An 18924-nucleotide genomic window follows, 5' to 3' on the forward strand; every position below is an offset into this window, starting at 1 on the left:
TGGTTATGAAAGTTTTGCCCAATTGAAACAATGTGCCGCAAGGGCATTTTTTTGACGACGCAGCGCGCCGGGGCGGCTAAAATGCCTCTCTCTTCATTTGTATTACCAATAATTGATAATGGCATGAAAGCAGAAACTCCCTCTTTTGAGGCACATCAGTTCGTGCGGGTGCGTCGCGGCGATGCGGTGCGCCGGTTGATTCAGCGCGATAAAACGCCGCTGGCGGTGCTGTTTATGGCGGCGGTGGTCGGCACGCTGGCCGGGCTGGTGGGCGTGGCGTTTGAGAAGAGCGTGAACTGGGTGCAGAACCAGCGGATCGGCGCGCTGGCGCAGGTGGCGGACCACTGGTATCTGGTCTGGCCGCTGGCGTTTATCTTGTCGGCGCTGCTGGCGATGGTCGGCTATTTCCTCGTGCGCCGTTTTGCGCCGGAGGCTGGCGGATCGGGGATCCCGGAAATCGAAGGGGCGCTGGAGGAGCTGCGGCCAGTGCGCTGGTGGCGCGTGCTGCCGGTGAAATTCATCGGCGGCATGGGGACCCTGGGCGCCGGAATGGTGCTGGGACGCGAGGGGCCGATGGTGCAGCTTGGCGGCAACATTGGACGCATGGTGCTGGATATTTTCCGCATGCGCAGTCCGGAAGCGCGGCACACGCTGCTGGCGACCGGTGCGGCGTCGGGGCTCTCAGCGGCCTTTAACGCGCCGCTGGCCGGTATCCTGTTTATCATTGAAGAGATGCGCCCGCAGTTCCGCTACAACCTGATCTCCATTAAAGCGGTATTTACCGGCGTGATCATGTCGAGCATTGTGTTTCGCATTTTCAACGGCGAGGCGGCAATTATAGAGGTGGGCAAGCTGAGCAATGCCCCGGTGAATACCCTGTGGCTGTACCTGGTGCTGGGGATGCTGTTTGGCTGCTTTGGCCCGTTGTTTAATTTTCTGGTGCTACGCACCCAGGATCTGTTCCAGCGCATTCACGGCGGCAACATCAAAAAATGGGTGTTAATTGGCGGGGGCATCGGCGGGCTTTGCGGCCTGCTGGGGCTGATGCAGCCCTCCGCGGTGGGCGGTGGCTTTAACCTGATCCCCATCGCCGCCGCCGGTAACTTCTCCGTCGGTTTGCTGCTGTTCATCTTTATTGCCCGCGTGGTGACCACGCTGATCTGCTTCTCTTCCGGCGCGCCGGGCGGCATTTTCGCTCCGATGCTGGCGCTCGGCACGCTGCTGGGCACGGCGTTCGGCATGGCGGCTATTCCGCTGTTTCCGTCCTACCATCTCGATGCCGGCACCTTCGCCATCGCCGGTATGGGGGCGCTGCTCGCCGCCTCGGTGCGCGCGCCGCTGACCGGGATTGTGCTGGTGCTGGAGATGACCGATAACTATCAGCTCATTTTGCCAATGATTATTACCTGCCTTGGCGCAACACTACTGGCGCAATTCCTCGGCGGTAAGCCTTTGTATTCGACCATTCTGCAACGTACTCTGGCGAAGCAGGAGGCCGAGCAGGCGGCAAAAGCGCAGCAGGCACCCCGGGAGAATACTTGAACGATTTACCAGGGTATTAGATAATGGCTCAAAAGGTCCGGTTATTCTTTAACCGGCCGGAAGTATCAATGGGAGCAAAAAATGAGTGATGACGTAGCGTTGCCGCTGGAGTTTACCGAAGCCGCAGCCAATAAAGTAAAACACCTGATTGCGGATGAAGATAATCCGAACCTGAAACTGCGCGTATATATCACCGGCGGCGGTTGCAGCGGTTTCCAGTATGGCTTCACCTTCGACGATCAGGTGAACGAAGGGGATATGACCATTGAGAAACAGGGTGTCGGCCTGGTGGTTGACCCGATGAGCCTGCAGTACCTGGTCGGCGGCTCTGTCGACTATACCGAAGGGCTGGAAGGTTCGCGCTTTATCGTGACCAACCCGAACGCGAAAAGCACCTGCGGCTGCGGGTCCTCGTTCAGCGTTTAAAGCGAGCGCGGCAGGGGGCTTTTTCTCGCAGCGAGAGGGCGCCAACGCTAAAAACGGTAACCTCAGGGTTACCGTTTTGCTTTTATGACCGTCCGTTATCGTCCAGGGCAAACGTCGGCAGCTTCAGATGCCAGCGGATCGCCGCCAGCCGGATCGCCAGGGTCACCACCATCCCCATCATCGCCGAATTCTCCAGCGGGAGATGGAAGGTGTCGTGCGCGGTGGCGTGGACAATGCCGCCGACAATACAGGCGGTGGCGTAGATCTCGGTGCGCAGAATCATAGGAATTTCGCGCGCCAGCACGTCGCGGATTATCCCGCCGCCAACGCCGGTCACCACCCCCATGCATACCGCTACCAGCGGGCCGCTGCCGGCGAGAAAGGCTTTATTCACGCCGATGCCGACAAACACCGCTAAACCGACGGCGTCGAGCACCGGCAGGATCCATTTCGGCAGCCGGCGCGGCTGGCGGACCAGCAGGATGGTCAGCATGCTGGTGACCATCGCCACCACCAGATCGGTGGGATCTTTGACCCAGAATACCGGGCCATTCGCCAGCGCCATGTCGCGGATGGTTCCGCCGCCCACCGCCGTCACCACGCCTAACACCAGCACGCCAAACGGGTCCATGCGTAATTTTCCGGCCAGCAGAACGCCGGAGATCGCGAAAACGGCCGTGCCAATAATATCCAGCCAATAGACAAGCATCGTTGATTCCCACTGAACATCCGCTTTACCGGATGGTTATTTTACCTGGTCGAGCGCCGCGCAAAGTTGTTTGGCGGCGAGGATAATACGTGGGCTTGCGCGTTCAAACCAGTCGCTGTGTAACGCAATCAACGAAATGGTGAGCTGATGTTGCCAAAAGCGCTGCGCCTCGGCGATGCGGCTGGCGTCGCCGGTCACCACAATCGCCTGCGGCTGACGGGCCAGCACCTGTTCGCGGCTCACCTGCGGCCAGGGAACACGGCTGGCGGCAAAGATATTCTCGCCGCCGCACAGCCTCAGCACCTGATCCTGAATCGAGCCGGGGCCGCTGGTGAACAGCGGGGCGGAACCGAACTGCAGGAAGACGCGTTTCTTCGGCGCGCTGGCATAGCGCGCTTTCAGTGCATCGTATTCCTGCTGCATCGCCTGCGCCGCCTGATGCGCTTTTTCCGGCTGCGGGCTCCACTTCGCCAGTTGACGCAGGGTGGCGATGATCTCTTCGATGGTCGAAGTCTGCACCCAGAGGACGTGGATCCCCAGCGACTGCAGCTGGTTAACCTGACGTTCGGCATTACCGCCGCGCCAGGCCAGCACCAGGTCTGGCTTTAACGCTACGATGCGCTCCAGGTTCATCCCCTGCCAGCTGGCAACCTGCTCAATCGTTTTGGCCTGCGGCGGATAATCGGAATAGCTACTGACGCCGACCGGCGTGATCCCGGCGGCAAAGGCCAGTTCGGTATTGGCGGGGGAGAGGGCGATCACCCGCGGCGCGGCCAGCAGCCACGCCGGGGCGAGTAACAGCAGCGCGGCAAGCGCGAAGGAGAGCGACTTAGCCACGTGCCAGGTTCTGGACCAGATTCTCCACCATCAGGGTGGACTGTCGGGCGGCGACCGCAAGGAACTCCTCAAAGCTGAGGTGAGACTGCTGGTCGGCCACATCGGAGATGGCGCGAACCACCACGAAGGGAACCTTAAAGTTATGGCAAACGTGAGCGATAGCGGTCGCTTCCATTTCCACAGCGATCGCCTGCGGGAAATTATGGCGGATCTTCGCCAGACCGACAGAGCCGTTAATGAAGGCATCGCCGCTGACGATCAGGCCGCGAACGGCATTGAGATCTAACGCGTTAATGCAGCTCTCCGCGGCGGCCACCAGTTTTTCGTCCGCTTTAAAGCCCGCCGGGCAGCCAGGCAGCTGGCCGTACTCATAACCGAAGGCGGTGACGTCGGCGTCGTGGTAGCGCGCTTCATCGGAGACGACGATATCGCCGACCTTCAGCGTCGACGCCAGGCCGCCGGCTGAGCCGGTATTAATGATCACGTCAGGCTGGCAACGCTCCAGCAGCAGGGTCGCGCCCATCGCCGCCGCCACTTTCCCGATACCAGACTTCAGCAGCGCGACGTCAACGCCGTGAAGTTGGCCGGTATAGATTTCGCTCCCGCCAATAGTGATAGTCTGGCGGTTTTCGATTTTGTCGCGCAGAAGGGTAACTTCCTCTTCCATAGCGCCAATAATGCCAATTTTCATAGATTTACTCGCGATGTGTCAGGTTTAGTTGCATAGTCTATCATGCGCTTAAGGGGAAGCGTATTGCTCGCGCGGGAGAGGCTATGGCAAAGATTGATTTTCGCAACAAGATAAACTGGCGTCGACGCTTCCGTTCGCCGCCGCGTGTCGAGACGGAGCGCGACATCCTGCGGATCTTCGAAAGCGATCGGGGACGGATCGTCAACTCGCCGGCCATCCGTCGCTTACAGCAAAAAACTCAGGTCTTCCCGCTGGAGCGCAACGCAGCGGTGCGTACCCGTCTGACCCACTCGCTGGAGGTGCAGCAGGTGGGGCGTTATATCGCCAAAGAGGTACTGAGCCGGCTGAAAGAGCAGAGGCTGCTGGAAGAGTATGGCCTGGAAGAGCTGACCGGGCCATTCGAGAGCGTCGTGGAGATGGCCTGCCTGATGCACGATATCGGCAACCCGCCGTTTGGCCATTTTGGCGAGGCGGCGATTAACGACTGGTTCCGCCAGCGTCTGGCGCCCGGCGATGCGCTCGGGCAGCCGCTGACCGACGATCGCTGTGAAGTGCAGGCATTACGCCTGCAGGAGGGGGAAACGTCGCTTAACGCGCTGCGCCGCAAAGTGCGCCAGGATCTCTGCTGCTTTGAGGGCAACGCCCAGGGCATTCGTCTGGTCCATACGCTGATGCGCATGAATCTGACCTGGGCGCAGGTCGGCTGTATTCTGAAATATACTCGTCCGGCGTGGTGGTCCGAGGCGACGCCAGCCAGCCACAGTTATTTAATGAAGAAGCCTGGCTACTATTTAGCCGAAGAGGAGTATGTGGCGCGCCTGCGTAAAGAACTGGATCTGGCGCCTTACAATCGGTTCCCATTAACCTGGATTATGGAAGCCGCGGATGACATCTCATATTGCGTCGCGGATCTCGAGGACGCGGTGGAAAAACGTATTTTCAGCGCAGAGCAGCTTTATCAGCATCTTTACGACGCCTGGGGCAGCCATGAAAAAGGATCGTTATTCTCGCAGGTGGTGGAAAATGCCTGGGAGAAATCACGAGCCAATTCCCTGAAGCAGAGCGCGGAAGATCAGTTTTTTATGTATTTGCGGGTGAACACGCTGAATAAGCTGGTGCCCTACGCGGCGCGCCGATTTATTGACAACCTGCCGGCCATCTTTACGGGCGACTTTAATCATGCGCTGCTCGAGGACGACAGCGATTGCAGTCAGCTGCTGGAGCTTTATAAAAATGTGGCGATGAAACAGGTGTTTAGCCATCCGGATGTCGAGCAGCTGGAATTGCAGGGCTACCGGGTGATCAGCGGCCTGCTGGATATCTATCAGCCGCTGCTGAAATTATCACTGGAGGATTTCAGCGAATTAGTGGCACAGGAGCGGGTACGGCGTTTACCCATTGCCTCCCGACTGTATCAGAAACTTTCAACCCGCCACCGGCTGGCCTATGTGGAAGCGGTAAATAAGCTCGCGCGCACAGCGCCTGAATTTGCGCTGATGGAATACTATTATCGCTGCCGTCTGATTCAGGATTATATCAGCGGGATGACGGATTTATATGCGTGGGATGAATATCGACGACTGATGGCGGTGGAATAGGCTGGAGTTTTGTAAAGATGGACAATAAATTTTTACTTTTTCCAGAAACTTAATTCCGGAACTTAGCGCTATAAAATGACTCTGATAGTCACGTACACAGCAACTTTCGTTTTCTGATATTGAGATTGAAACTGATGAAAAAAACCACGTTAGCAATGAGTGCACTGGCTCTGAGTTTAGGTCTGGCATTGTCCCCGCTCTCTGCGAGCGCGGCGGAAACGGCATCTTCGGCCACTAACGCGCAGCAGATGCCAAGCCTGGCCCCGATGCTGGAGAAAGTGATGCCGTCGGTGGTGAGCATTAACGTTGAAGGTAGCACCACCGTTAATACCCCACGGATGCCGCGTAACTTCCAGCAGTTCTTTGGCGATAACTCGCCGTTCTGCCAGGATGGTTCTCCATTCCAGAGTTCGCCGTTTTGCCAGGGCGGCGGACAGGGCGGTCAGCCTGACGGCGGCCAGCAGCAGAAATTCATGGCGCTGGGCTCCGGCGTGATTATTGATGCGGCCAAAGGGTATGTGGTGACCAACAACCACGTCGTGGACAACGCCACCACGATTAAGGTCCAGCTGAGCGATGGTCGTAAGTTTGATGCCAAAGTCGTGGGTAAAGACCCGCGCTCTGATATCGCGCTGATTCAGATTCAGGATCCGAAAAACCTGACGGCAATTAAGCTTGCCGACTCTGACGCGCTGCGCGTCGGCGACTACACCGTGGCTATCGGTAACCCGTTCGGTCTGGGCGAAACCGTGACCTCCGGGATTGTTTCCGCGCTGGGTCGTAGCGGCCTGAACGTGGAAAACTACGAAAACTTTATCCAGACCGATGCGGCGATTAACCGCGGGAACTCCGGCGGCGCGCTGGTGAATCTCAACGGCGAGCTGATCGGCATCAACACCGCCATTCTGGCGCCGGACGGCGGCAACATCGGTATCGGTTTTGCTATCCCGAGTAACATGGTGAAAAACCTGACCGAGCAGATGGTGAAATATGGCCAGGTGAAACGCGGCGAGCTCGGCATCATGGGCACCGAACTGAACTCTGAGCTGGCGAAAGCGATGAAAGTCGACGCCCAGCGCGGCGCCTTCGTCAGCCAGGTGATGCCGGGGTCGGCGGCCGCGAAAGCGGGCATTAAAGCCGGCGACGTGATCACCTCCCTCAACGGGAAGGCGATCAGCAGCTTCGCCGCGCTGCGTGCTCAGGTCGGCACCATGCCTATCGGCAGCAAGGTTGAGCTTGGCCTGCTGCGCGATGGCAAACCGGTGACCGTCACCGTCGAACTGCAGCAGAGCAACCAGACCCAGGTTGACTCCAGCACCATCTTCAACGGGATTGAAGGGGCGGAAATGAGCAACAAGGGTCAGGACAAAGGCGTGGTGGTCAATAATGTGAAAGCCGGCACCCCGGCGGCGCAGATTGGCCTCAAGAAAGGCGACATCATTGTCGGGGCCAACCAGCAGCCGGTGAAAAACATCGCCGATCTGCGGAAAATCTTCGACGCCAAACCGTCCGTGCTGGCGCTGAACATTCAGCGCGGCGACGCCTCTATCTACCTGCTGCTGCAGTAATCGTCAGCGCTTGATCCCAGCCCCTTCCCTCGCCGAGGGCAGGGGCTTTTTTCCGTTCTGTGACCGCTTCCACAACTCCACATATCTCATCCGGGCTTCGGGCATATGCACAATGCGGCAGGGCGACGACTCTTTTATGCTGGTGCCCTGCAAAGGGGAGGATTACATGGCTGGCTGGCATCTCGATACCAAAATGGCGCAGGATATTGTGGCGCGGACGATGCGCATCATCGATACCAACATCAACGTGATGGATGCCCGCGGGCGGATTATTGGCAGCGGCGATCGGGAAAGGATTGGTGAATTGCACGAAGGCGCGCTGCTGGTGCTTTCCCAGGGGCGGGTGGTGGATATCGACGACGCGGTGGCTCGCCATCTGCACGGGGTGCGCCAGGGCATTAACCTGCCGCTGCGCCTGGAGGGGGAGATCGTCGGGGTGATCGGCCTGACCGGCGAGCCGGAGTCGCTGCGAAAATATGGCGAGCTGGTGTGCATGACGGCAGAGATGATGCTGGAGCAGTCGCGACTGATGCATCTCCTGGCGCAGGACAGCCGTCTGCGCGAAGAGTTGGTGATGAACCTGATTCAGGCGGAAGAGCATACCCCGGCGCTGAACGAATGGGCTCAGCGATTAGGCATCGACCTGAATCAGCCGCGCGTGGTGGCGATGATTGAGGTGGACAGCGGCCAGCTCGGCGTAGACAGCGCGATGGCGGAACTACAGCAGCTGCAGAACGCGCTGACCACGCCCGATCGCCATAATCTCGTGGCCATTGTCTCGCTCACGGAAATGGTGGTGCTGAAACCGGCGCTGAACAGCTTTGGCCGCTGGGACGCCGACGATCATGTCCGGCGCGTCGAGCAGCTTATCGCCAGGATGAAAGAGAATGGCCAGCTCCGTTTCCGCGTGGCGTTGGGCAACTTCTTCACCGGTCCCGGGAGTATCGCCCGCTCTTACCGTACCGCTCGCACGACGATGATGGTGGGCAAGCAGCGGATGCCGGAGAGCCGCTGCTATTTCTATCAGGATCTGATGCTGCCGGTGCTGCTTGACAGCCTGCGCGGCGGCTGGCAGGCCAATGAGCTGGCCCGTCCGCTGGCGCGTCTCAAGACAATGGATAACAACGGGCTGCTGCGGCGAACGCTGCAGGCGTGGTTTCGCCATAACGTGCAGCCGCTGGCGACGTCGAAGGCCCTGTTTATTCATCGCAATACGCTGGAGTACCGGTTGAATCGTATCTCGGAGCTGACGGGGCTGGATCTTGGCAGCTTTGACGACCGGCTGCTGCTGTATATCGCGCTGCAGCTGGATGAACAACGCTAAGGCGTGGAGGTAAAAAATGCCGGGTAGCGACTCGCCATACCCGGCCTGGACGATGCATGCTGTCGGTAGCGGTTTGATACCGCCAGCCCGGTCAGGCGACGCGCCGCCGGGGATGCGCTTACTTACGGGTGAGCTTTTCCAGATCGGCTTCGATTTCGCTGATCTTATTGGTGACCACGCTTTCCAGATGGCGTAAATCGTCGAGGATTTTACGCTTGAGATCGATTTCAGTGCGGTCGCGCTGGCAAATCTGATCCAGCTCATCGATGACGTAGCGCAGATTGGGGCTGATCTCCTGGACCTCTTTGTAGCCCTGGCCGACGCCGTCGGCGACGACGGTTTTGCGCTGACGCGGATATTTGAACTTCACGCTCTTGGCGAAGAATTCGCCTTTGTCTTTCTGAAAATAGATTTTCAGAATGTCGTTGTTAGCTTCCTGCCGCAGGCTATAGCGATCGATCTCATCAGGGTTGGTAATGCCAAGACTTTTCAGATTATCGTACATAACGGTACCTTTGATAGCATCATAACCATTGAATAATTAACGAAAAAATCCATTCTCGCCAGCATCAAATATCAAAAAAGCGGGATATCTCCCGCTTTTTATTTGCTTTAGTCGATGGTACGCAGCAGTTCGTTAATGCCGACCTTGCCGCGAGTTTTAGCATCGACTTTCTTCACGATCACTGCGCAGTACAGACTGTATTTACCATCTTTCGACGGCAGGTTGCCTGACACCACTACCGAGCCAGCCGGCACGCGGCCGTAGAAGACTTCGCCGGTTTCGCGATCGTAGATTTTGGTGCTCTGACCCAGGTAAACGCCCATGGAGATCACGGAGCCTTCTTCGACAATCACCCCTTCAACTACTTCAGAGCGCGCGCCGATGAAGCAGTTATCTTCGATGATGGTCGGGTTCGCCTGCAGCGGCTCCAGTACGCCACCGATGCCGACGCCGCCGGACAGGTGAACGTTTTTACCGATCTGCGCGCAGGAGCCGACGGTGGCCCAGGTGTCAACCATGGTGCCTTCGTCAACGTAGGCGCCGATGTTAACGTAGGACGGCATCAGCACAGTGTTGCGGGCGATGAACGCGCCCTGGCGCACCGCTGCCGGCGGCACCACGCGGAAACCTTCTTTCTGGAAACGCGCTTCGTCATAGTCAGCGAATTTCATCGGTACTTTATCGAAGTAGCGGCTTTCCGCACCATCGATAACCTGGTTATCGTTAATACGGAAAGAGAGCAGTACCGCCTTCTTCAGCCACTGATGCGTCACCCACTGACCGTCGATCTTCTCAGCGACGCGCAGCGCGCCGGAATCCAGAAGGGCAATAACCTGGTTAACCGCTTCGCGGGTCACGGTATCCACATTGGCCGGCGTGATGTCGGCGCGACGCTCGAAGGCGGACTCAATAACGTTCTGTAACTGCTGCATTGTTTCTTTCCATTCACTAAAAAAAATACGTCACCCTTTATCGTTTGGATTGAGGGCCGCTGTCAACCGTTGTTGCACTTCTTGTTGCAGCTCATTATTAAGGGCACGCCGGTCGGCGGTAGCGATTATAAATAAATCTTCTACTCGCTCACCAATTGTCGTAATTCGCGCCCCGTGAAGCGAAATTCCGAGGTCGGCGAACACCTGACCGACGCGGGCGAGCAGCCCGGGCTGGTCAAGGGCAATCAGCTCGAGAAACGATTTGCGATCGGTATGGGTCGGCAGGAAATTCACCTCGGTGTCCACCGAAAAATGACGCAGCTTTGCCGCCTGACGACGGGGCGCCGGGGGCTCCCAACTGCGCTGGGTGATGGTCTGTTCCAGACCCTGGCGGATCGCCTCGTGGCGGTCGGCGGACAGCGGACTGCCGTCAGGCTCAAGGACGATAAAGGTATCCATCGCCATGCCGTCGCGGGTGGTGAAGATCTGCGCGTCGTGGACGCTGAGGTTGCGACGGTCCAGTTCGCCACACACCGCGGCGAACAGGTAAGGGCGATCCGGGCTCCAGATAAAAATCTCCGTTCCGCCGCGAGTGGCCTGCGAGCTCAGGAGGATCATCGGCTTATTCAGATCGTGGCGCAGCAGGTTGCGGGCGTGCCAGGCGAGCTGCGTCGGCGTATGTCGCACGAAATAGTTGGCGCGACAGCGGTTCCAGATTTGATGCAGCGCCTCTTCATTAATATTGTCCATCCGCAGCAGGGCCAGCGCCTGCAGCTGATGGTGACGCACCCGTTCGCGCATGTCCGGGGTGCTTTGCATGCCGCGACGCAGCTGTTTTTCAGTGGCGAAATAGAGTTCGCGCAGCAGGCTCTGCTTCCAGCTGTTCCACAGAGTTTCGTTGGTGGCGCAGATATCGGCCACGGTCAGGCACACCAGATAGCGCAGGCGATTTTCCGTTTGCACCTCCTCGGCGAACTGCTTAATCACCTCCGGATCCTGAATATCGCGCCGCTGGGCGGTGACCGACATCAGCAGGTGGTGACGCACCAGCCAGGCGACCAGCTGCGTTTCACGGGAGTTCAGCCCGTGCAGTTCGGCAAATTTCAGCACATCCTGCGCGCCGAGGATCGAGTGGTCGCCGCCGCGCCCTTTGGCGATGTCGTGGAACAGGGCGGCGATTAAAATCAGCTCCGGGTGCGTTAAGCGCGGCCACAGTTCCACGCACAGCGGGTGGCGGCTACGGGTCTCTTCTTTAGCAAAGCTCTCCAGCTTGAGCATCACGCGGATGGTGTGTTCATCGACGGTGTAGGCGTGAAACAGGTCGAACTGCATCTGGCCGACGATATGAGACCACTGCGGCATATAGGCCCACAGCACGCTGTGACGATGCATCGGCAGCAGTCCGCGACTCACTGCCCCCTGATGGCGCAGCATGCTGAGAAAGAGCGTGCGCGCCTCCGGGATATAGCACAGCGGCTGGGTCAGATGGCGGCGGGCGTGGCGCAGATGGCGCAACGTCGTGGAGTAGATGCCGGTGATGGTGCTGTTGCGCACCATGATATAAAACATGCGCAGAATGGCCTGCGGCTCGCGAATAAACAGCGTATCGTCACGCAGATCGATCAGCGTGCCGCGCAGCTGGAAATCATCATCGATCGGGCGCGGTTTTTCATCCTCGGTCAGGGCGAGGATGGCCTCTTCAAACAGCTGCAGCAGCATCTGGTTCAGCTCGCTCACCCGGCGGGTGACGCGGAAGAAGTCCTTCATCATATGCTCAATCGGCTGGTTGCCGTCGCCTTCATAGCCGAGTCGGCGGGCGACGCTGAGCTGGCGGTCGAAAAGCAGGCGGTTGTCATAGCGAGTGAGTTCGAGATGCAGCGCGAAGCGGATACGCCACAGCTGATGCAGACACTCGTTGAGCTCATTGCGCTCGGCTTCGGTCAGAAAGCCGAAGCCGACCATCTCATCCATCGAGGTGGCGCCGAAATGGCGGCGAGCCACCCACTGTAGCGTATGGATATCGCGCAGGCCGCCGGGGCTGCTTTTCACGTCCGGCTCGAGGTTATAGCTGGTGCCGTGATAGCGCTGATGACGGACGTTCTGCTCTTCGACTTTCGCGGCGAAGAACTTTTCTGATGGCCAGAAGCCGTCGCTAAAAATATGTTTTTGCAGTTCAAGGAACAGCGCGACGTCGCCGATCAGCAGGCGCGATTCGATTAAGTTGGTGGCGACGGTGAGATCCGAAAGCCCTTCCAGCAGACACTCTTCGAGAGTGCGCACGCTGTGGCCTACCTCCAGTTTGACGTCCCACAGCAGCGTCAGCAGTTCGCCGACCTTTTGCGCCTGGTCGTCCGGCAGCTTTTTGCGGCTGAGGATCAGCAGATCGACGTCAGAGAGCGGATGCAGCTCGCCGCGGCCATAGCCGCCGACGGCCACCAGCGCCAGGTCGCAGACGGATTCAAAGCCGCAGGCGATCCACAACCGCTGCAGCAGCTGGTCGATAAATTCGGTGCGCGCCGCAATGAGCTGCTCCGCGGCGATACCGGCGTCAAACGCCTCGCCCAGCCAGTGCTGAAAGGTATCGATGTGCGCCTTAATTGCAGCACAGTTCAGATCGCCCTGCGGCCAGCTCACCGGATGTTCCGGCGGGATGGGCAGAAGGGGGGAGGCTGTGTCAGGTAATGAGTTGCTCATCGCGTCACCATAAGAAAAAACTATCTAATAAAAAAGCCGGCGGGCGCCGGCTTTTCATCATTCATCGTGCGAGATTATCGCCGGGATGGTGTCATCCTTACGTAGCGTCAGAATTTCGCAGCCGTTGTCTGTCACCACAATAGTATGCTCGTACTGCGCAGACAAGCTCCGGTCTTTGGTTTTCACCGTCCAGCCGTCTTTCATGCTGCGGATCTCTTTTTTACCGGCGTTGACCATCGGCTCGATGGTGAAGGTCATGCCTGGTTTGAGCACGACGTTGGTTTCCGGCGAGTCGTAGTGCAGCACCTGCGGCTCTTCATGGAAGCCGCGGCCGATGCCGTGACCACAGTATTCGCGAACCACGGAGAACCCTTCCGCTTCCACATATTTCTGGATCGCCGCGCCGATGGTGCGCAGGTTGATGCCCGGCTTCACCATCTTCAGCGCCAGGTACAGGCTTTCCTGAGTGATGCGGCACAGGCGCTCGCCGAGAATCGTCGGTTTGCCGACGATAAACATTTTGGAGGTATCGCCATGGAAATCATCTTTAATGACGGTCACGTCGATATTCACGATATCGCCATCTTTCAGCAGCTTGCCGTCGTCAGGGATACCGTGACAGACCACTTCGTTGACCGAAATGCAGACGGATTTCGGATAGCCGTGATAGCCGAGACAGGCGGAAATGGCCTTCTGCTCGTTAACGATATAGTCGTTACAGATACGGTCCAGTTCGCCAGTGCTGACGCCCGGCTTAACCCAGGGTTCGATCATTTCCAGCACTTCAGCGGCCAGACGACCGGCAACGCGCATTTTTTCAATATCTTCAGATGTCTTAATAGAGATAGCCATGGAGTATGTCCAGCAGTGTCGATATTTTCGACAATAATAGAGTAAGTCCTGTCAATGGTAACAGTCCGGGTAGGCTGGTGCCAAACTGAGAATCATTAACAGCACGTGACGTCAACAAGAGTTGGTGTCTGGATGGATTTTGTGATATAAAGCGCGCCGGACTTCCGTTCCATCTCAGATACACAAGGATGGGACGTAAGCGACATCGCTCACTTTGTGTAATAACACACACGTATCGGCACATATTCCGGGGTGCCCTTCGGGGTCGGTAATATGGGATACGTGGAGGCATAACCCCAATTTAATCTATAGAGGTTTTAAACATGGCAACTGTTTCCATGCGCGACATGCTCAAGGCTGGTGTTCACTTCGGTCACCAGACCCGTTACTGGAACCCGAAAATGAAGCCGTTCATCTTCGGTGCGCGTAACAAAGTTCACATCATCAACCTTGAGAAAACCGTACCGATGTTCAACGACGCTCTGGCTGAACTGAACAAGATCGCTGCTCGTAAAGGTAAAATCCTTTTCGTTGGTACTAAGCGCGCTGCAAGCGAAGCGGTAAAAGACGCTGCTCTGAGCTGCGACCAGTTCTTCGTGAACCATCGCTGGCTGGGCGGTATGCTGACTAACTGGAAAACCGTTCGTCAGTCCATCAAACGTCTGAAAGACCTGGAAACTCAGTCCCAGGACGGTACTTTCGACAAGCTGACCAAAAAAGAAGCGCTGATGCGTACTCGTGAGCTGGACAAGCTGGAAAACAGCCTGGGCGGTATCAAAGACATGGGCGGCCTGCCGGACGCACTGTTCGTTATCGACGCTGACCACGAGCACATCGCTATCAAAGAAGCAAACAACCTGGGCATCCCGGTATTTGCTATCGTTGATACCAACTCTGATCCGGACGGCGTAGACTTCGTTATCCCGGGTAACGACGATGCAATCCGCGCAGTAAGCCTGTACCTGGGCGCTGTTGCTGCTACCGTTCGTGAAGGTCGCTCTCAGGACCTGGCTTCTCAGGCGGAAGAAAGCTTCGTAGAAGCTGAATAATAAGGTTTAAGCCCTTATTAGTACCGTGTATGAATAGGGGCCCATTATCGGCCCCTTTTTTCAATTTACGCTGTTTGGCCGTTGGCCGGGCAGTATCCACATCTCCCGAGGATTTTAGAATGGCTGAAATTACCGCTTCCCTGGTAAAAGAGCTGCGCGAACGTACTGGCGCAGGCATGATGGATTGCAAAAAAGCGCTGACTGAAGCGAATGGCGACATCGAGCTGGCAATCGAAAACATGCGTAAATCCGGCGCGATCAAAGCGGCGAAGAAAGCAGGCAACGTGGCTGCTGACGGCGTGATCAAAACCAAAATCGAAGGCAACTACGGTTACATTCTGGAAGTTAACTGCCAGACTGACTTCGTTGCTAAAGATGGTGGTTTCCAGGCATTTGCTGACAAAGTACTGGACGCCGCTGTTGCGGGTAAAATCTCCGACGTTGAAGTTCTGAAAGCGCAGTTCGAAGAAGAACGTGTTGCCCTGGTTGCTAAAATCGGTGAGAACATCAACATCCGTCGTATCGCTGTTCTGGAAGGCGACGTTCTGGGCAGCTACCAGCACGGTGCGCGCATCGGCGTTCTGGTTGCCGCTAAAGGCGCTGACGAAGAGCTGGTTAAGCAGCTGGCAATGCACGTTGCCGCAAGCAAGCCGGAATTCGTTAAGCCGGAAGACGTGTCTGCTGAAGTGGTAGAGAAAGAGTACCAGGTTCAGCTGGACATCGCGATGCAGTCCGGTAAGCCGAAAGAAATCGCAGAGAAAATGGTTGAAGGCCGCATGAAGAAATTCACCGGCGAAGTTTCTCTGACTGGTCAGCCTTTCGTCATGGAGCCGAGCAAATCTGTTGGTCAGCTGCTGAAAGAGCACAACGCTGACGTGACTGGCTTCATCCGCTTTGAAGTGGGCGAAGGCATCGAGAAAGTTGAGACTGACTTTGCAGCAGAAGTTGCTGCGATGTCCAAGCAGTCTTAATTTTTACAAGGAGCCGCCTGAGGGCGGCTTCTTTTTGCGCCCATTTTGTAAATTCAGCCAACTGCTTATAGTGACCGCGCTGAAATGCGACATACAATGTCGCCGGAATTCTCACATCTCATTCGTTGACAGTCTCAGGAAAGAAACATGGCTACCAATGCAAAACCCGTCTACAAACGTATTCTGCTGAAATTAAGTGGCGAAGCGCTGCAGGGCTCAGAAGGCTTCGGTATTGATGCAAGCATACTTGACCGCATGGCTCAAGAGATCAAAGAGCTGGTTGAGCTGGGTATTCAGGTTGGCGTAGTAATTGGTGGCGGTAACCTGTTCCGTGGTGCTGGTCTGGCGAAAGCGGGTATGAACCGCGTTGTGGGCGACCACATGGGCATGCTGGCTACGGTTATGAATGGCCTCGCGATGCGCGATGCGCTCCACCGCGCCTATGTGAACGCTCGTCTGATGTCCGCCATTCCGCTGAACGGCGTGTGCGACAACTACAGCTGGGCAGAGGCGATCAGCCTGCTGCGCAACAACCGCGTGGTGATCCTTTCTGCGGGTACCGGCAACCCGTTCTTTACCACCGATTCCGCAGCCTGCCTGCGCGGGATTGAAATTGAAGCCGATGTGGTGCTGAAAGCCACCAAGGTTGACGGCGTATTCACCGCCGATCCGGCCAAAGATCCTTCCGCCACGATGTACGATCAGCTGACCTACAGCGAAGTGCTGGAAAAAGAGCTGAAAGTGATGGATCTGGCGGCCTTCACCCTGGCGCGTGACCATAAATTGCCGATTCGCGTCTTCAACATGAACAAACCTGGCGCGCTGCGTCGCGTGGTGATGGGCGAAAAAGAAGGCACATTGATCACGGAATAATTCCCGTCAGCGCCAAATCCGGGTAAGATTCCGCTTTACTTTCGCGGGGATATTACCCGGTGATTTTCATTAAATCTGACTATACTTAGCTCATTTTCCGACGGGTGCCCCGTCTGGTCTGACTGAGACAAGCTTTCAAGGATTCGTAACGTGATTAGCGATATCAGAAAAGATGCTGAAATCCGCATGGAAAAATGCGTCGAAGCATTCAAAAACCAAATCAGCAAAATTCGCACGGGTCGTGCTTCTCCGAGCCTGCTGGACGGGATTGTTGTTGAATACTACGGTACGCCGACCCCGCTGCGCCAGCTGGCCAGCGTCACCGTCGAAGACTCCCGTACCCTGAAAATCAACGTCTTTGACCGTTCTATGTCCGCGGCTGTTGAAAAAGCGATCATGGCGTCCGACCTCGGTCTGAACCCAAGCTCTGCCGGTAGCGATATTCGTGTTCCGCTGCCGCCGCTGACCGAAGAGCGTCGTAAAGATCTGACCAAGATCGTGCGTGGTGAAGCTGAACAGGCGCGCGTTGCCGTACGTAACGTTCGCCGCGACGCCAACGACAAAGTCAAAGCGCTGCTGAAAGAGAAAGAGATCAGCGAAGATGACGATCGCCGTTCTCAGGACGACGTGCAGAAAATGACTGACGCCGCCATCAAGAAAGTTGACGCGGCGCTGGCAGACAAAGAAGCGGAACTGATGCAGTTCTGATGCTCTGCCCTTACTCGGGCCTGACAGCGTCTGGCCTGAGTAAAATCCGAAACGCCGTACAGAAGACTGTACGCTCAATTCTCGGGATTGCGTTGCGACCGCTGGCCTTGTAGCCTTTAGCGCTAAGTTGAAGGCCTGATGCCGCCGTCTTATCCCTGATAATTGCTGCGTAGGGGCTTGCTGGCGGCGTTTTGCTTTTTATTCTGTTTCCACTCTTCTGGACGTCTCATGAAGCAATTAACCGTTCTCGGTTCGACCGGCTCCATTGGCTGTAGCACGCTGGACGTGGTACGCCATAATCCCGGTCGCTTTTCCGTCGCCGCGCTGGTCGCGGGGAAAAACGTTGACCGTATGGTTGAACAATGCCTTGAATTTACCCCCCGTTACGCCGTGATGGACGATGCGCAAAGCGCTGAGCGGTTGCGCACCCGTCTGCAGGAACATGGCTGCCGTACCGAGGTGCTGAGCGGCCAGCAGGCGGCGGCAGAGGTCGCGGCGCTGGAGGAGGTCGATCAGGTGATGGCGGCTATCGTCGGCGCGGCGGGTCTGGTGCCGACGCTGGCGGCGATCCGCGCCGGAAAAACGGTGTTGTTAGCAAATAAAGAGTCGCTGGTGACCTGCGGTCGCTTGTTCATGGAGGCGGTTCAACGGTCGGGGGCGCGATTGCTGCCGGTCGACAGCGAACATAACGCGATTTTTCAGAGTATGCCGGAGACAATTCAGCAGCATCTGGGATACGCTGACCTGGCGCAGAACGGCGTTTCGTCCATTCTGCTGACCGGCTCGGGCGGGCCTTTCCGCGAGACAGCGGTAGCTGAACTTGCGGCGATGACGCCGGATCAGGCCTGCCGTCATCCCAACTGGTCGATGGGACGCAAGATCTCCGTCGACTCCGCCACGATGATGAACAAAGGTCTGGAATATATTGAAGCGCGCTGGCTGTTTAACGCCTCGGCCCGGCAGATGGAGGTCCTTATCCATCCGCAGTCGGTGATCCACTCGATGGTTCGCTATCAGGACGGCAGCGTGCTGGCGCAGCTTGGGGAACCGGATATGCGCACGCCGATCGCCCATACCATGGGCTGGCCGCAGCGGCTGAACTCCGGGGCTAAGCCGCTGGACTTCTGTCAGCTGAGCAATCTGAGCTTCTCCGCGCCAGACTATACGCGGTATCCGTGCCTGAAGCTGGCGATGGAGGCGTTTGACGTCGGCCAGGCGGCGACCACCACGCTGAATGCGGCCAATGAAGAGTCGGTTGCCGCGTTTCTGCAGGGCGATATCCGCTTTACCGATATTGCGGCGGTTAACCTGGCGGTGCTGGATAAGATGAACCTGCTGGAGCCGCAAAGCATTGATGACGTTCTGGTTATCGACGCTGAGGCCCGCGCGGTTGCTCATCAACAGCTGAAGCGGTTGGTCACCCAGGCGTAACGCGGTGATATTTGTGGGCGCAAAGCTTCAGTGATATAGTCTGCGCCACCCGATCGTTGCATTTTGTTGTTGAAGATTACGGTGGCCGTGGCAAAACACGGCTTTTTTGCGTAAAGCTTTTGGTTGTTCTCTGCGATTGGCTGCAGCCCCGGCACCGGATAAAAATGCGTATCCAGCGCGGCCCGGTGGCCTCTGTTTGGTGGCTAGTTAATCC

At 57.2% G+C, this 18924-nt stretch carries 17 protein-coding genes; 10 read left to right on the forward strand and 7 right to left on the reverse strand.

Translation table 11 applies throughout. The features are described 5' to 3' along the window. Positions 1 to 123: 123 nt before the first annotated feature. Both clcA and erpA read left to right on the forward strand, forming a co-directional pair. Positions 124 to 1542 carry a H(+)/Cl(-) exchange transporter ClcA gene (clcA, locus tag ACOI6Z_RS21930; RefSeq protein WP_044521076.1) on the forward strand — a complete coding sequence of 473 codons (1419 nt, stop codon included), beginning with the start codon at positions 124 to 126 and terminating at the stop codon, positions 1540 to 1542. Between the two features lie 81 nt (positions 1543 to 1623). After that, positions 1624 to 1968: an iron-sulfur cluster insertion protein ErpA gene (gene erpA, locus ACOI6Z_RS21935; protein ID WP_002889275.1), complete on the forward strand. Its 345-nt coding sequence runs from the start codon at positions 1624 to 1626 to the stop codon at positions 1966 to 1968. 82 nt (positions 1969 to 2050) lie between these two features. On the opposite strand, the gene ACOI6Z_RS21940 is transcribed toward erpA, so the two are convergent. From ACOI6Z_RS21940 to mtnN, 3 genes are read right to left on the reverse strand one after another with little or no spacing between them, the layout of a single operon-like run. Continuing rightward, the gene (locus ACOI6Z_RS21940; protein WP_023292038.1) at positions 2051 to 2677 is read right to left on the reverse strand and encodes a TRIC cation channel family protein; all 627 of its coding nucleotides are present in this window, start codon (positions 2675 to 2677) and stop codon (positions 2051 to 2053) included. 36 nt (positions 2678 to 2713) lie between these two features. After that, positions 2714 to 3514 carry a vitamin B12 ABC transporter substrate-binding protein BtuF gene (gene btuF, locus ACOI6Z_RS21945; RefSeq protein ID WP_117129218.1) on the reverse strand — a complete coding sequence of 267 codons (801 nt, stop codon included), beginning with the start codon at positions 3512 to 3514 and terminating at the stop codon, positions 2714 to 2716. Further along, the gene (gene mtnN, locus ACOI6Z_RS21950) at positions 3507 to 4205 is read right to left on the reverse strand and encodes a 5'-methylthioadenosine/S-adenosylhomocysteine nucleosidase (protein WP_023292040.1); all 699 of its coding nucleotides are present in this window, start codon (positions 4203 to 4205) and stop codon (positions 3507 to 3509) included. Before mtnN ends, btuF begins: the two co-directional genes overlap by 8 nt. A gap of 83 nt (positions 4206 to 4288) precedes the next feature. On the opposite strand from mtnN, the gene dgt reads away from it, so the two are divergent. The 3 genes from dgt to cdaR all read left to right on the forward strand — a co-directional run bounded on the left by dgt (position 4289) and on the right by cdaR (position 8695). Then, positions 4289 to 5803 carry a dGTPase gene (gene dgt, locus ACOI6Z_RS21955; RefSeq protein WP_049013573.1) on the forward strand — a complete coding sequence of 505 codons (1515 nt, stop codon included), beginning with the start codon at positions 4289 to 4291 and terminating at the stop codon, positions 5801 to 5803. A gap of 134 nt (positions 5804 to 5937) precedes the next feature. After that, positions 5938 to 7371 carry a serine endoprotease DegP gene (degP, locus tag ACOI6Z_RS21960; protein WP_023292042.1) on the forward strand — a complete coding sequence of 478 codons (1434 nt, stop codon included), beginning with the start codon at positions 5938 to 5940 and terminating at the stop codon, positions 7369 to 7371. Positions 7372 to 7537: 166 nt separating this feature from the next. After that, entirely contained in the window at positions 7538 to 8695 is a 1158-nt protein-coding gene (gene cdaR, locus ACOI6Z_RS21965; protein WP_050533898.1) for a DNA-binding transcriptional regulator CdaR, read from the forward strand. A 118-nt stretch (positions 8696 to 8813) separates the two neighbouring features. On the opposite strand, the gene ACOI6Z_RS21970 is transcribed toward cdaR, so the two are convergent. The 4 genes from ACOI6Z_RS21970 to map form a co-directional block, all read right to left on the reverse strand. Beyond that, on the reverse strand, positions 8814 to 9200 hold the full coding sequence (locus ACOI6Z_RS21970) for a DUF3461 family protein (protein WP_002889292.1): 387 nt from the start codon (positions 9198 to 9200) through the stop codon (positions 8814 to 8816). 107 nt (positions 9201 to 9307) lie between these two features. Next, positions 9308 to 10132, reverse strand: coding sequence for a 2,3,4,5-tetrahydropyridine-2,6-dicarboxylate N-succinyltransferase (gene dapD / locus ACOI6Z_RS21975; RefSeq protein WP_002889295.1), 825 nt, complete (start codon positions 10130 to 10132; stop codon positions 9308 to 9310). Positions 10133 to 10162: 30 nt separating this feature from the next. Beyond that, the gene (glnD, locus tag ACOI6Z_RS21980; protein ID WP_023292044.1) at positions 10163 to 12826 is read right to left on the reverse strand and encodes a bifunctional uridylyltransferase/uridylyl-removing protein GlnD; all 2664 of its coding nucleotides are present in this window, start codon (positions 12824 to 12826) and stop codon (positions 10163 to 10165) included. A gap of 57 nt (positions 12827 to 12883) precedes the next feature. Further along, positions 12884 to 13678 carry a type I methionyl aminopeptidase gene (map, locus tag ACOI6Z_RS21985; RefSeq protein WP_004204446.1) on the reverse strand — a complete coding sequence of 265 codons (795 nt, stop codon included), beginning with the start codon at positions 13676 to 13678 and terminating at the stop codon, positions 12884 to 12886. A gap of 323 nt (positions 13679 to 14001) precedes the next feature. On the opposite strand from map, the gene rpsB reads away from it, so the two are divergent. From rpsB to ispC, 5 genes are all read left to right on the forward strand, one after another. Next, a complete protein-coding gene (rpsB, locus tag ACOI6Z_RS21990; protein ID WP_004204447.1) occupies positions 14002 to 14727 on the forward strand; it encodes a 30S ribosomal protein S2 in 726 nt (241 codons plus the stop codon). A gap of 119 nt (positions 14728 to 14846) precedes the next feature. Next, on the forward strand, positions 14847 to 15698 hold the full coding sequence (gene tsf, locus ACOI6Z_RS21995) for a translation elongation factor Ts (RefSeq protein ID WP_004151930.1): 852 nt from the start codon (positions 14847 to 14849) through the stop codon (positions 15696 to 15698). A 147-nt stretch (positions 15699 to 15845) separates the two neighbouring features. Then, positions 15846 to 16571, forward strand: coding sequence for a UMP kinase (gene pyrH / locus ACOI6Z_RS22000; RefSeq protein WP_002889306.1), 726 nt, complete (start codon positions 15846 to 15848; stop codon positions 16569 to 16571). Between the two features lie 150 nt (positions 16572 to 16721). Next, on the forward strand, positions 16722 to 17279 hold the full coding sequence (gene frr / locus ACOI6Z_RS22005) for a ribosome recycling factor (RefSeq protein ID WP_002889308.1): 558 nt from the start codon (positions 16722 to 16724) through the stop codon (positions 17277 to 17279). A gap of 228 nt (positions 17280 to 17507) precedes the next feature. Beyond that, positions 17508 to 18710 (forward strand): 1-deoxy-D-xylulose-5-phosphate reductoisomerase, encoded by a 1203-nt coding sequence (gene ispC, locus ACOI6Z_RS22010; protein WP_044521082.1) that lies wholly within the window; start codon positions 17508 to 17510, stop codon positions 18708 to 18710. Positions 18711 to 18924: the final 214 nt, after the last annotated feature.

Origin of the sequence: Klebsiella sp. C239, assembly GCF_048822715.1 — a bacterium.
In the GTDB taxonomy this organism is placed as follows: Bacteria; Pseudomonadota; Gammaproteobacteria; order Enterobacterales; family Enterobacteriaceae; genus Klebsiella; species Klebsiella quasipneumoniae.

What these genes read in the sequence shown, in the direction of transcription:
- pyrH (WP_002889306.1), top strand. Translation starts at nt 15,846, where the DNA reads ATGGCTACCAATGCAAAACCCGTCTACAAACGTATTCTGCTGAAATTA.
- erpA (WP_002889275.1), top strand. Translation starts at nt 1,624, where the DNA reads ATGAGTGATGACGTAGCGTTGCCGCTGGAGTTTACCGAAGCCGCAGCC.
- ispC (WP_044521082.1), top strand. Translation starts at nt 17,508, where the DNA reads ATGAAGCAATTAACCGTTCTCGGTTCGACCGGCTCCATTGGCTGTAGC.
- clcA (WP_044521076.1), top strand. Translation starts at nt 124, where the DNA reads ATGAAAGCAGAAACTCCCTCTTTTGAGGCACATCAGTTCGTGCGGGTG.
- ACOI6Z_RS21940 (WP_023292038.1), bottom strand. Translation starts at nt 2,677, where the DNA reads ATGCTTGTCTATTGGCTGGATATTATTGGCACGGCCGTTTTCGCGATC.
- map (WP_004204446.1), bottom strand. Translation starts at nt 13,678, where the DNA reads ATGGCTATCTCTATTAAGACATCTGAAGATATTGAAAAAATGCGCGTT.
- dapD (WP_002889295.1), bottom strand. Translation starts at nt 10,132, where the DNA reads ATGCAGCAGTTACAGAACGTTATTGAGTCCGCCTTCGAGCGTCGCGCC.
- glnD (WP_023292044.1), bottom strand. Translation starts at nt 12,826, where the DNA reads ATGAGCAACTCATTACCTGACACAGCCTCCCCCCTTCTGCCCATCCCG.
- tsf (WP_004151930.1), top strand. Translation starts at nt 14,847, where the DNA reads ATGGCTGAAATTACCGCTTCCCTGGTAAAAGAGCTGCGCGAACGTACT.
- cdaR (WP_050533898.1), top strand. Translation starts at nt 7,538, where the DNA reads ATGGCTGGCTGGCATCTCGATACCAAAATGGCGCAGGATATTGTGGCG.
- mtnN (WP_023292040.1), bottom strand. Translation starts at nt 4,205, where the DNA reads ATGAAAATTGGCATTATTGGCGCTATGGAAGAGGAAGTTACCCTTCTG.
- ACOI6Z_RS21970 (WP_002889292.1), bottom strand. Translation starts at nt 9,200, where the DNA reads ATGTACGATAATCTGAAAAGTCTTGGCATTACCAACCCTGATGAGATC.
- dgt (WP_049013573.1), top strand. Translation starts at nt 4,289, where the DNA reads ATGGCAAAGATTGATTTTCGCAACAAGATAAACTGGCGTCGACGCTTC.
- rpsB (WP_004204447.1), top strand. Translation starts at nt 14,002, where the DNA reads ATGGCAACTGTTTCCATGCGCGACATGCTCAAGGCTGGTGTTCACTTC.
- degP (WP_023292042.1), top strand. Translation starts at nt 5,938, where the DNA reads ATGAAAAAAACCACGTTAGCAATGAGTGCACTGGCTCTGAGTTTAGGT.